Here is an 11,587-nt window from a genome sequence, read left to right as displayed (position 1 = left end):
CGCCCAAAAGCAGTGGGGCAGACCTGAGCCTCTACGCCGTCCTGCGGCAACTGCAGTACCTACTCGCGACCTGGCTCGGGTTCTGCCCTCTCTGCCACCAACTCGTCCCAACCTAACAAAGCACTACCAGGCGGCAGTCCGGGCTTCCAGGGCCAGGTTGTAGACCTTACGCACGCACCCGAAAGTCCGGTTCAGCAGGTCAGCCTGCTCAGGAGTCGGATAGAAGCGGAACTTGTACGCCCGTTTCACCCGTGAGGCCATGTTCACAAGACAGTGCACTTGTTTGGAACCGATCCTGCGGGGAGTCCGCAGGCAGGCGCCTACCCGCCCAGACTGCGGATCGGCTACCCCTGACCTGCTCCGCAGGGGTCCGTTTTCTCTCCGGCCTGAAGACCGGAGAGTATCCACGGAAGGAATCCGATGAATCTCCCGACGGAACCGATCGGCAGCATCCCCCGCCCTCCGGCACTGCTGGCCGGCATCGCGGACCACGCGGCCGGTCGGATCGGACCCGACGCGCTCGACGCGCTGTACGACGAGGCCACCCGGGACACCATCGCCCGGCTGGAGGCCCTCGGCTCCCCGATCGTCACCGACGGTGAGCAACGCAAGCCCAGTTTCGCGACGTACCCGCTCGACGGTCTTCCCGGGCTGGCCCCGGACGGCGCCGTCATCCCCTTCGCGGACGGCCACACCCGGCAGTTGCCCCGGCTCACCACCGGCCCGTTCCGGTACGCCCGCCACGCCGGTGAGTACCTGCGAGCCGCCCAGCGGCACGCCACGGTACCGGTCAAGCAGGCGGTGATCGCCCCGTCCGCGTTGAGCCTGCTCTACCCGGCCGACGGGATCCCCGGGTACGACCGGGACGCCTTCCTCGACGACCTGGTCGACGAGGCGGAGGCGGACATCCGGGGTGCGCTGGCCGCCGGAGCCAGCAGCGTGCAGCTCGACTTCACCGAGGGACGCCTGGCCGTCAAGCTCGACCCGTCCCGGGGCGTACTCGACGCGTTCGTCGCCCTCAACAACCGGGTGCTCGACCGGTTCACGCCGGCCGAGCAGGCCCGCATCGGGGTGCACACCTGCCCCGGTGGCGACCGGGACTCCACGCACAGCCTCGACGTCGACTACCTGGACCTGCTGCCCGCCCTGTTCACGTTGCACGCCGGCAGCTTCTACGTCCAGCTCGCCAGCGAGCCGGACCCGGGCCGGGTACTCGCCGCGATCGCCGAGCACGCCCGACCGGACCAGCGGATCTTCGTGGGTGTGACCGATCCGATCGACCCGGCGGTGGAGACCGCCGAGCAGGTCCGGGACCGGGTGCTGCACGCCGCCGAGTACCTCGATCCGGCCCGGCTGGGTACCTGCGACGACTGTGGCTTCGCGCCGTTCGGTGACGACCTGTCGACGTCCCGGGACACCGCCTGGGCGAAGATCCGGGCCCGGATCGAGGGGACGGCGCTCGCGGCCGACCGACTGGGCAGGTGAGCAGCGGCTGCCGCCGCCCGGACCCGGTCGCTGGTCGGCGGCAGGTGCCTCCACGGGGCGGCGGCAGCCGGTGGGCGGGGCCTACAGTGTCCCCACCCGCTGTTCAAGGAGAACACTGTGCCCGAGCCGTCACCGGCTACCGATCCCTCCGGGAGTCCTGCGGCGTCCGGATCCACGCCCGGCACGACCCCCGTCGAGGCGCCGCCGTACCTGCTCGCCATGGCCGGGCCGGGGGCGGCACCCCAGCCCATGACGTGGCCCGGCCCGGACGGGGTGCCCGCCTGGGCGATCCCGGTAACCGTCGCACCCGGCACCCGTGGGTACGCGCTGTTCCTGCCGCTGGTGCCGGTCGCCGCCACCGACCCGCAGCAGGCCGATCCACAGCAGACCGTCGCGGAGCCGCTCGACGCGAAACCGGCCGAGGCGACAGCAGCCGCCCCGGCGCAGACCGGTGCGGCGTCCGTCGATCCACAGCAGACCGACCCGGAACCGGCCGCGGACGAGCCGGCCGACCCGGCGCCCACCGACGTCGAACCGGCCGTCGTGCCCGCGCCGGCAGCGGAGAAGGCCGGTCCGGCAGCGGCGGCAACGCCGCCGGCCACCCCGGTCCCGACCCCGGTGGCGCCGCAGCCGACCACCTCACCCGCCACGGTCGTCGTACCGCCGGCGCCGCCCCAGGCTGTCGTCCCGCCGCAGTGGGCACCGACCAGGCCGCCGTACCGGCCGCCCTACCAGGCGGTCCCGCCCCGGCCGGCGCCACCGTCGTTCTTCACGCGGCACTGGCCCGGCCCGCAACCCGCGCAGGGCTGGGGCGTACCGGCAGCGGTCCTCGCCGGTGCCCTGGGGCTGGCCATCTTCCTCCCCCTGGGCCGGACCGGTATCGGGTGGTTCCTCGGCTGGCTGACCCTGACCGTCGGGGTGGGCGCGGTGGTCCGGCGGGCCACCGCCGCCCTGCCGCGTACCGAACGGTGGGTCCGGGCCGGCTGGGCGGGGGCGGCCCTGGCCCTGCTCGCCGTGCTCGCCTTCCGGAACGCCTGGTGGCTGGTGACGTTCTGCGTCCTCGGTGCGCTCATCTGCGCGGCACTGGCCATCGTGGGCGGCCGGCTGATCCGCTCGATCCTGTTCAGCCTGGTGGCGGCACCGATCGCGGCGTTCCGGGGGCTGCCGTGGGTACGCCGGCACATCCGGCCCTCGAAGGACCCGGGGATCGTCCGGCGGATCGTCGGGTCGGTGGCCGCCACCGTGGTCGTACTGGTCGTCTTCGGCGCACTGCTCTCCTCGGCCGATGTCGCCTTCTCGGCGCTGCTCGGCGACCTGTTCCCCGAGGTGAGCGCCGGTTCCGTGGTCAGCTGGCTGTTCCTGCTGGTCGTGGGCGCCCTGATCGCGGTCGCCGCCGTCTACACCCTGGCCGCGCCGCCGGACCTGTCCACGGTGGACAGGACGAGTACCCGACGGATCGGCGTCGGCGAGTGGGCGCCCGCCATCGGTGGACTCACCCTGCTCTTCGGCGGTTTCGTCGCCGTCCAGTTCACCGTGCTCTTCGGTGGTCAGCGGCACGTCCTGCGGACCACCGGGCTCAGCTACGCCGAGTACGCCCGCAGCGGGTTCTGGCAGCTGGTCATCGTCACGCTGCTGACCCTGGCCGTGCTGGGCGGGGTGACCCGCTGGGCCCGCCGGGACCGGCCGGTCGAGCGTGCCCTGCTGCGGGTCCTGCTCGGCCTGTTGAGCGCGCTGAGCATCGTCATCGTGGTGTCCGCGCTGTCCCGGATGTACACCTACCAGAAGGTCTACAGCTTCACCGGGGAACGCATCTTCGTCATGGCGTTCGAGTTGCTGCTCGGCGCGGTCTTCCTGCTGATCATGGCAGCCGGCCTCAGGTGGCGGGGTACCTGGATCCCGCGCACCACCGTGGGTCTCGCCGTGCTGATGCTGCTCAGCCTGGCCGTGCTGAACCCGGAGGACTACGCCGCCCGGCGCAACATCGCCCGGTACGAGCAGACCGGCGAGATCGACGCCTGGTACCTGCGGGCGCTCTCCGCCGATGCCACCCCGGCCCTGACGAAGCTGCCCGGCCCGGTCCGCCGCTGCACGTTGAGCTGGATCGCCCGGGACCTGAAGGAGCCGGACCCGTGGTACGCCTGGAACCTGGGCCGGACGCGGGCCCGCGCCGCGCTGGACCGGGTGGGTCCGGCGGCGGTCGGCGGCCCGAAGGACTGCCGCGCCGCCGACCAGTACGACCTGCCCAAGTCCCGCCGCTGAGCCGGACGGCGCCGCCCGGTCCCCGGGTCGACGAGCAGATAGCGGAGCCCCCGGCCTACCCAAGCCGGGGGCTCCCGTTTTCCGCCCATGTCGCACGCCAGCGGCGTTTAAAGTCGCAGGTCAATCTGATGTTCGTCGCGCTCTGCCATTGAGCTACCGCGCCACGCGAGAGGCGCGGGTCGGACTCGAACCCACACTTCGACGACCGTTTCCCGCGACTGTTCGATCTGGCGATCGGCGGGAATACTGAGCCTGGAGCGATAGTCTGAGGTTGATGCGAGGCCGGTCTGCCTCTGCCAGTTGGGCCACCCCGGCGTGTCGTGCCGGGGGCAGGATTCGAACCTGCACCGGAACCGTCCTCTGCTCAGGCTGAACGTCAGTCTCAGTCTCTGCACTTCCGTGCACCCCCGCGCTCCACGGGGGAGTTCCAGACGCTACCCGAAGAGGTAGCCGAACACCTGCTCGCCGGCCCGCACGTCCTCGACGTCGGTCATGTTGGCCTGTTCACGGGCGAACTTCACCGCCTGCTGGAGCTTCACCACCCGCTCCCGCAGCTCCTTGACCCGGGTCGCGGGCAGGGCGCCGGAGAGCTTCACGGTCGTCCAGTACCCGACCGGCACGTCCTCGGTGTACACCTCCACCTGGGCGGGATGCTTGTCGGTGGCCTCGGCCTTGACGTGGTTGCGCATCACCTTGCGGCTCCGGACCGTGCGGACCGGGTCCGACGCGTACGCCCCGGCCGCCTCGCTGAACGTCCACGTCTCGGCCGGGTCGAGCACGGGCAGCTTGTCGACGAAGGTGTGCAGGTCGACGAGCTGCTTCTCCAGGAACAGCAGGTAGGTGACCGGCACGTCGGCGAGGATCGTGCGCCCGTCCACCACCACGTCGGCCCGGGCCCGGGTGTTCGCGACCTCCTGGGTGAGCACCAGGTCGAACAGCCGGGTCAGGGTCTTCGACACGTCCGCGACCACGTCGGCGGCGGACACCTGTACCCGGGTCGACTCCGGCGGCAGCTGCTCGCCCTCCTCGTCCTTCGGCTGGTAGCTGCGGGAAATGCCGGACAGCAGGGGTGCCTTCTGAACGTTGCGGTGCGCGTCGGTGACGTCGCGGTTGGCCTGGGCCTTCACGCCCTTGGTGACCGCGATGATCTGGTTGAGCTTCGGCATTTCTCGGATTCCCTTCAGACGGCTGGGACGGTACCAGCGCGACCGGAGAACCACGATCGACTATCCGCCGGCCGGTGCCGGCGGGGAGTGCCGGACGGGTGATCCGGCCCCGGACTCCCGGACGGGCGATCCGACCCCGGACTCCCGGACGGGCGATCCGACCCGGGACTCCCGGACGGGTGATCCGGGCGGGCCGAACAGCGGGAGCAGCCGCTCCGGATCCAGGTAGGTGGTGATGCCGGTGACCAGACCGTCGACGACGTCCAGCACGACCAGGCCGAAGGGCCCGTGCACCCCGTCGGTGCCGGGCCGGGTCTGCCAGAACGCCGGTGACCCGTTGGCCCGGACCGGGACGAGCCGGGCCCCCGCACAGGCGTCCGCAGCCAGCAGGGCTGCCCGGATCCGGTCCCGACCCCGCAGCCACCACGTGAAGGGCGGCATCGACATGGTCGCCTCCTCGTGCAGCAGGTCCACCAGCGCGGCGACGTCGTGCCGGGCGAACGCGTCGCAGTACCGGGCGAGCAGGTCACGCTGCGCCGGGTCACCGGGCCGGAACGGGTCCCCGGGCCGGACACCGACCGTCCGCAATGTCGCCCTCGCCCGTTGCAGGGTGCTGGTCACCGCAGCCGTCGTGGTGTCCAGGAGCCGGGCCACCTCGGCGGACCGCCAGCACAGCACGTCACGGAGGATCAGCACCGCCCGCTGTCGCGGCGGCAGGTGTTGCAGGGCGGCGACGAGGGCCAGCCGGATGCTCTCCCGTCGTACGGCGGTCTCCTCCGGACCGTCCTCCGCCGGCAGCACCAGCGCGTCCGGCACCGGCTGCACCCAGGTCCGGGCCGGGAGCGGTACGCCGAGGTCCGGCCCGGTCGCCGGTCCCGCGAGATCCACGGCAAGAAACCGGCGCCCGACCCCCCGGAGCAGGTCGAGGCAGACGTTCGTGGCGATCCGGTACAGCCAGGTCCGCAGGGAGCCCCGTTGCGGGTCGTAGTGGGCCGCCGACCGCCAGGCCCGCAGCATCGTCTCCTGCACCGCGTCCTCGGCCTCGGCCGCCGAGCCGAGCATCCGGTAGCAGTAGCCGGTCAACTCGACCCGGAACGCCTCCAGGCGGGAACTGTCGACGGTCACCGGATCCACCACGCCCCGACCATACGGAACCGGTCGGACGGTACGGCACCGATGAGTTTCCGCCGCCCCGCACGTATCCCCTGTCAGCGGCCCGGGACCGGGCTGCGGACAGAGGCAGGAGGATCACGATGGTCAGGGAACAACTCGGGGCTGCGGTGGTGGCGGAGCGCGTCGACCAGGCGGACCTGCTCGCCACCCTGCGCGCCGACCAGTGGGACGCGCCCACGCTCTGCGACGGTTGGCGGGTCCGGGAGGTCGTCGCCCACCTCACGATGCCGTTCCGGACGTCGCTGGGCCGGACGGTACGCGAACTGGTGAAGGCCCGGGGTGACGTGAACCGGATGGCCGACCGGGCGGCCCGACGGGACGCGGCGGAGTTGTCCACCGGGCAACTGCTCGCGGCGCTGCGGGACAACGTCACCCACCCGTGGACCCCGCCCGGCGGCGGCGTACACGGCGCGCTCTCCCACGACGTCATCCACGGGCTCGACATCACGGTCGGCCTGGGACTGGAGCGCCGGGTACCGCCGGACCGGATCGCCCTGGTGCTGTCCGGGATGCGGGCGCGGAACGTCCGGTTCTTCGGGGCGGACCTCGACGGGGTCAGGTTGCAGGCGACCGACCTCGACTGGTCACACGGGACGGGGGTGCCGCTGCGGGGGCTCGCCCAGGACCTGCTGCTGGTGCTCTGCGGCCGGCGCCTGCCACCGGGGCACCTGACGGGCCCGGCGGCCGGACGCTTCGCCCGCTAGCCGGCACTGGTGACCCGTGACCGGCGTGGCGCGGTCTGCCTGCGGGTCGCCCTGCCGGTTACAGACGTTTCGCCATCTGCTGGGCCATGACCTCGTAGCCGCACGCCTGGTACAACGAGATCGCGGGCGTGTTGTGGCCGAAGACGTTGAGCCCGAGCCGGGTCGCGCCCGCCTCCCTTGCCAGCGCCTCCACGGCCGCGAGGATCGCTCTCCCGTAGCCGGACCGCCGGTAGGGTTCCTCCACGCTTATGTCGTACAGCCAGGCGGTGTCGCTTGCCCTGGTCCGTGGCTCGTCCAGCCCGAACCACGCGTGGCCGACGGACTGTTCCGCATCGTTCACGGCCACCAGGAGCCGATGGCGTTCCGTCGCCAAGCCGTGGGGAAGAAACGCTGCCCGATCCTGCCGCGCCTTCCTCGACGCGGCCTCGGCCGACATCACCTTGGTGAGGGACTGAACGTACTCCAGGTCCCGTCGCGTCGTGTAGTCGTCGTACTCGTCCTGACTCATCGGGCGCAGGGTGACCCCGGAAAAATCCACCCCGACATGATCGCAACCCCGTTCCGGGAAGGAGAGCGACTTTCCCGCCGGCCGGACGGCGAATCTCCGGGAAGGGCCAGGGCTCGTCGCGGACCTGCCCCGTGGGCCCGGTGCCGGTGCCGGGCCGGAGGTCTCACCGGCCCCGCACCGCGCCGCGCGGCCCGGCCCCTGACACGGTCTGCCCGTACGCCCCGGCCGGTGCGCCGGACGTCAGCGACGCTCCCGGAAGAACTCGCGAAGGTCGTCGATCGACAGGTCGGGTGCCGACACGAGCCACGCCCCGGCGGACCGGGACCGACCGGGGGCACCGGTGAGCACGGCCGGGAGAACACGCGCCGAGTCAGCGCGGGGTGAGCACGCAGAACTCGTTGCCCTCCGGGTCGGCCAGCACGTTCCACGGGACGTCACCCTGGCCGACGTCGGCATCGGTGGCGCCCAGGGCCCGTAGCCGGGCCACCTCCATCTCCTGGTCGTCACCGAGGTACGGCGCCACGTCGAGATGGACACGATTCCACCAGGTCCGCTCGTCGGGCGTGCGGAGGAACTCCAGATACGGGCCGACGCCCCTGGCCGAACGCAGCCGCGCATGATCGTCGGTCACCTCGTGCACGGTCCAGTCCATCGCCCCGCCCCAGAAGCGGGCCATGGCCCGTGGATCGGCGCAGTCGACCACGACGGTGGCGATCGGCCCGGTGTCCCGGTAGACCTCCCGGGGCTCCAGCACGCAGAACACGTTGCCCTCCGGGTCGGCCAGGACCGTCCAGGGGACGTCCTCCTGGCCGACGTCGGCAGGCGTCGCGCCGAGGTCTTTCAGTCGCGCGATCAACTCCGCCTGGTGGGCGGCGGACGTGGTCGCGAGATCCAGGTGCACGCGGTACTGCACCGTCTCCGGCACCGGGACGGTGACCACATCGACACAGACGGCGACGGGGTCCGGGTAGGCGAAGTCCACCGGTTCGACGTTGGTCACCCCGGGTCCCTCGCTGGAGACGCCCCAGTCGAGTGCCTGTGCCCAGAACCGGCCGAGCGCCGAGTCGTCCCGAGCCTTGAAATTCACCTGAACAAGTCGCAACGCCACGCCGCCGATCATATTCGCGGGTGGCTGGGAGACCGTGCCCCTCATTTGCACGCCGAAGGCGGTTCGTCGCGCCGGCAGGCGGTAGGGAGGTGGGGGCGGAGGTGGCTGCCCAGGTGCGCGGCAGCAGCACGGCACGTGACAGCGGCAGCGTCGGCGCCGTACCGCCTGCCTCGAAGCGGGCCACCGATCAGTGACGGCCTCCGACCAGGCAGGCTAAGCTGTTAGCTAACCGAGGAGGTGCGTGATGTCGGCCGAGGCTGTGCACTACAACATGCATGATGCCAAGACACACCTGTCGCGCATCATCGAACGGGTGGAACGCGGCGAGGAGATCATCATCGACCGGGCCGGCACGCCGGTGGCGAAGGTGGTGCCGCTGGTGCGGCGGGCCAACCGCACCGCAGTCGGCTCTCTCGCCGGCCAGTTGGATCTCTCCGGCGACTGGGACTCACCCCAGACCAACGCCGAGATCGCCACTGACTTCGGCATCGGCGCATGACCCTGCTGCTGGACACCCATGTCGCGCTGTGGGCCATCACAGGCGACGCGACTCTCGGCGACGAGTTCCTCGACCGGCTCCGCCACGACCCGGACATCTTCCTCTCCCCGGTCAGCCTGTGGGAGATCACCATCAAACAGGGCGCGGGGAAGCTCGCCGGCCCACCTGATCTGGCCGAGCGGGTAAGGGACATGGGCTTCGGCGAACTTCCCGTGACCCACGCCCATGCCATCGTCGCCGGCCGCCTGCCACCACACCACCGCGACCCCTTCGACCGCATGCTGGTGGCACAGGCAACCACCGAAAGGCTGACCCTCGTCTCCTGGGACGCGTCGATAGCGCTGTACGACGTGGACATCCTGAAGGTGTGAGAGGTAACTGCCACAGCGAGCACTCCCAGCCACCGGTCGAGCAACTGGTCGACGGTGGCGCGTACACGGTGGCGCCGCTCGTCCACCTGGGCCAGGAAGCGCGTACGCGCCTTCTCGGCCTCCTTCCGGACGGTCGGGCCGGGCGGGATGCTCCCGGTCAGGTGGTGGCGCTTCTTGGTGATGAGGTCAGGGCCGGCGTAGACCTTCTTCCGGAGTGACCCGCTCGGGAGTTCCTCGATCCCACCTCGCTGGCGCCTCGCGCGCCCGTTCGCCGTCCCCCAGGGGGACAGACCGTAGCTCGCCCGCACCACGAGTAGCACCACGGAAAGATCCGCTGACCTGCGTTCCACCTCGCGGATCGGAGGTACCGCCATGCGAACCACACCGCCACCATCGCCGGCGAACCCCTGCCGCTGACTTGCCCAGCCCGCGAGCCTTGGCTGAGAGGAAGCCGCTGGTCACGTGCGCGACTGGAAGTGTAGAACATTTAGTTCTACACTCTGCCTATGGAACGCATCGGTGTCCGGGAGCTGAACCAGAACACGAGCCAGGTGCTGGCTCGGGTGAGCGGCGGCGAGACCGTCGAGATCACCGATCGCGGTCGCCCGATCGCCCGACTTGTTCCCGTAGGTGACGACAGGTCGACGCTGGCCAAGCTGGTAGCTGCGGGACGAGCCGTCGCCGCGACCGGCAGCGGGCCCGTTCCGCTGCCACCGAAGCTCGGTGACGACAACGTGGACGTGGCCGCCACGCTCGCCGCGATGCGAGACGAGGAGCGCTGGTGATCTACCTCGACTCCGCCGCCGTCGTCAAGCTAGTCCGACAGGAGGCATGCAGCGCGGACCTCGTCTCATGGCTCAACACCCACGACGACGTGCCGCTGGTCTCCTCCGCCCTCGTTGAGGTGGAAGTACCCAGAGCGCTACGCCGGTCAGCTCCGCAAGCCTTGATCGGAGTACCGGCGGCCGTCGGACGACTCTTCCGACTGGAGATCGACAGTACGATCCGCGCGACCGCAGCCGCGTTCGCCGAGCCGACGCTACGCAGCCTCGATGCCATCCACCTGGCCACCGCCCAGGTTCTGACCAACGAGTCCGGAACGACACTCACCGCTTTCGTCACCTACGACCGACGACTGCTCGAATGCGCCAAGGAGGCAGGACTACCCGTAGCAAGCCCCGGCCAGACCTGACCCGCCGCCGAAGGAGGGCACCCGAAGAGGGCGGAACCCGCTCACCGACCCGCCGACGATACGAGTCGGGCCCGAGCATGACAGCAAGCCAGCATATTGGCCGTGGCCTGCGGTTCTGCGGCCCTGGCCCCCTCCGTTCGGGTATCCGTTTCGGGTGGGCCGGAGGTACCACCATGCGAACCACCCGGTGACCGTGGCCGGCGAGCCCCTGTCGCCGAATCTACCCAGCTCACCGCGCCGAGGCGTCGTCCGATGAGCCTCGCGCGAAGCGGTAGTCGACGTGTCGGAACCTCAGGCCGCCGCGTCGCGCGGGGCGAAACTGACGTGGAGACTCACATCCAACGCCGTCGCCAACCGTTCCAACACCGGCAGCGTCGGAACCGTGCCGCCCGCCTCGAATCGGGCAACCGCCGACTGGGTCATCCCCGACGCCTGCGCGAGCTGCGACTGGCTCCACCCCCGGCGCTCCCGCAACTCCCGAACGGCACGCCCCAGCTCGAACGCCAGCCGCGCCGCGTCGTACGCCTCCACAGCCCCGGGCTCGGCCATCCGCCGGTCACGCATGGCCGACCAATCCGTGCGATCACCCACCACTAGCCCTCCTCAGCTACACGGTGCGCCTCGTCAACGCACCGAGCCAACGCCCGACGCGCCCGCTCCACCTCTCGATCGTCACGCATCCGGGTCTTGTGGAACACCGTCAGCAGAATGATCCGCCTGTCGGACGCGATCCAGTAGGTGATCCTCACCGCCTGCCGCTCCAGATGGAACCGCAGCTCCCGCAGCTTCCCGTCAAGCTGCTTCGTATGGGGTCACCCAGCAGCGGGCCCTGTTCCGCAAGCAGATCGACGTAGAACGCCGCCCTGGCGAACAGCACGGTCGGCAAGCCCTCCAGCCACTTCTCGACCTCCGGCTCCAGCTCGACCACGCCCCAGGCCATAGCAACGATGCTATACCAGTGGCGACTGCCGATCAGGCAACCACGCCAGCAGAAGGCACGGACACCTGGTTCGTATGGATGCGAGTCGGGTCCGAGCAGGGCAGCCAGCCAGGATATCGGCCGCGACCTGCGCTTCTGCGACTCTGGACCCCTCCGTTTGGGTATCCGTTTCGGGTGGGGCG

General features: G+C 70.7%; 15 protein-coding genes and 1 pseudogene. 7 read left to right on the top strand and 9 right to left on the bottom strand.

Features of this window, described 5'->3' with window-relative positions:
• Positions 1-123: 123 nt before the first annotated feature.
• On the bottom strand, positions 124-261 hold the full coding sequence (locus tag GSF22_RS36025) for a helix-turn-helix domain-containing protein (protein WP_368856910.1): 138 nt from the start codon (positions 259-261) through the stop codon (positions 124-126).
• A gap of 159 nt (positions 262-420) precedes the next feature.
• Between GSF22_RS36025 and GSF22_RS23430 the strand changes: the two genes are divergently transcribed.
• The gene (locus GSF22_RS23430; protein WP_208815887.1) at positions 421-1,485 is read left to right on the top strand and encodes a cobalamin-independent methionine synthase II family protein; all 1,065 of its coding nucleotides are present in this window, start codon (positions 421-423) and stop codon (positions 1,483-1,485) included.
• A gap of 117 nt (positions 1,486-1,602) precedes the next feature.
• A complete protein-coding gene (locus GSF22_RS23425) occupies positions 1,603-3,744 on the top strand; it encodes a DUF4153 domain-containing protein (RefSeq protein WP_208815886.1) in 2,142 nt (713 codons plus the stop codon).
• 434 nt (positions 3,745-4,178) lie between these two features.
• Here GSF22_RS23425 and GSF22_RS23420 read toward each other — a convergent pair whose 3' ends face one another.
• Positions 4,179-4,910, bottom strand: coding sequence for a DUF7873 family protein (locus GSF22_RS23420; protein ID WP_208815885.1), 732 nt, complete (start codon positions 4,908-4,910; stop codon positions 4,179-4,181).
• A 60-nt stretch (positions 4,911-4,970) separates the two neighbouring features.
• Entirely contained in the window at positions 4,971-6,047 is a 1,077-nt protein-coding gene (locus GSF22_RS23415; RefSeq protein ID WP_307804250.1) for an RNA polymerase subunit sigma-70, read from the bottom strand.
• A gap of 116 nt (positions 6,048-6,163) precedes the next feature.
• Between GSF22_RS23415 and GSF22_RS23410 the strand changes: the two genes are divergently transcribed.
• Positions 6,164-6,787, top strand: a complete 624-nt coding sequence (locus GSF22_RS23410) for a maleylpyruvate isomerase family mycothiol-dependent enzyme (protein WP_208815884.1) — start codon at positions 6,164-6,166, stop codon at positions 6,785-6,787.
• Between the two features lie 58 nt (positions 6,788-6,845).
• Here the strand turns inward: GSF22_RS23410 and GSF22_RS23405 are convergent, their stop codons facing one another.
• Positions 6,846-7,325: a GNAT family N-acetyltransferase gene (locus GSF22_RS23405; protein ID WP_307804249.1), complete on the bottom strand. Its 480-nt coding sequence runs from the start codon at positions 7,323-7,325 to the stop codon at positions 6,846-6,848.
• Between the two features lie 340 nt (positions 7,326-7,665).
• Complete coding sequence (locus tag GSF22_RS23400) at positions 7,666-8,403, bottom strand: VOC family protein (protein ID WP_208815882.1); 738 nt, start codon at positions 8,401-8,403, stop codon at positions 7,666-7,668.
• Positions 8,404-8,647: 244 nt separating this feature from the next.
• Between GSF22_RS23400 and GSF22_RS23395 the strand changes: the two genes are divergently transcribed.
• Together GSF22_RS23395 and GSF22_RS23390 are read left to right on the top strand one after the other, a co-directional pair.
• Positions 8,648-8,902 (top strand): type II toxin-antitoxin system Phd/YefM family antitoxin, encoded by a 255-nt coding sequence (locus GSF22_RS23395; protein WP_208815881.1) that lies wholly within the window; start codon positions 8,648-8,650, stop codon positions 8,900-8,902.
• A complete protein-coding gene (locus GSF22_RS23390; protein ID WP_208815880.1) occupies positions 8,899-9,273 on the top strand; it encodes a type II toxin-antitoxin system VapC family toxin in 375 nt (124 codons plus the stop codon). The genes GSF22_RS23395 and GSF22_RS23390 overlap by 4 nt, the downstream gene beginning before the upstream one ends.
• On the opposite strand, the pseudogene GSF22_RS34980 reads toward GSF22_RS23390, so the two are convergent.
• Positions 9,273-9,647 (bottom strand): annotated as a pseudogene (locus GSF22_RS34980) (hypothetical protein); the annotation flags it as partial. The gene GSF22_RS23390 and the pseudogene GSF22_RS34980 sit on opposite strands and share 1 nt — an antisense overlap.
• A 132-nt stretch (positions 9,648-9,779) precedes the next feature.
• Here GSF22_RS34980 and GSF22_RS23385 point away from each other — a divergent pair.
• Complete coding sequence (locus GSF22_RS23385; RefSeq protein ID WP_208815879.1) at positions 9,780-10,058, top strand: type II toxin-antitoxin system Phd/YefM family antitoxin; 279 nt, start codon at positions 9,780-9,782, stop codon at positions 10,056-10,058.
• Positions 10,055-10,465 carry a type II toxin-antitoxin system VapC family toxin gene (locus tag GSF22_RS23380; RefSeq protein ID WP_208815878.1) on the top strand — a complete coding sequence of 137 codons (411 nt, stop codon included), beginning with the start codon at positions 10,055-10,057 and terminating at the stop codon, positions 10,463-10,465. Before GSF22_RS23385 ends, GSF22_RS23380 begins: the two co-directional genes overlap by 4 nt.
• A gap of 291 nt (positions 10,466-10,756) precedes the next feature.
• Here GSF22_RS23380 and GSF22_RS23375 read toward each other — a convergent pair whose 3' ends face one another.
• The 3 genes from GSF22_RS23375 to GSF22_RS23365 are packed head-to-tail and all read right to left on the bottom strand — an operon-like array spanning position 10,757 to position 11,393.
• On the bottom strand, positions 10,757-11,056 hold the full coding sequence (locus GSF22_RS23375) for a helix-turn-helix domain-containing protein (RefSeq protein WP_307804248.1): 300 nt from the start codon (positions 11,054-11,056) through the stop codon (positions 10,757-10,759).
• A 2-nt stretch (positions 11,057-11,058) separates the two neighbouring features.
• Positions 11,059-11,229, bottom strand: coding sequence for a hypothetical protein (locus tag GSF22_RS23370; protein ID WP_244368318.1), 171 nt, complete (start codon positions 11,227-11,229; stop codon positions 11,059-11,061).
• The gene (locus GSF22_RS23365; RefSeq protein WP_208815877.1) at positions 11,211-11,393 is read right to left on the bottom strand and encodes a hypothetical protein; all 183 of its coding nucleotides are present in this window, start codon (positions 11,391-11,393) and stop codon (positions 11,211-11,213) included. The genes GSF22_RS23370 and GSF22_RS23365 overlap by 19 nt, the downstream gene beginning before the upstream one ends.
• Positions 11,394-11,587: the final 194 nt, after the last annotated feature.

This window comes from Micromonospora echinofusca, from assembly GCF_017614955.1.
In the GTDB taxonomy this organism is placed as follows: domain Bacteria; phylum Actinomycetota; class Actinomycetes; order Mycobacteriales; family Micromonosporaceae; genus Micromonospora; species Micromonospora echinofusca_A.
Note: the sequence above shows the minus strand (reverse complement) of the source record. Positions and strands in the feature narration are given on the sequence as shown.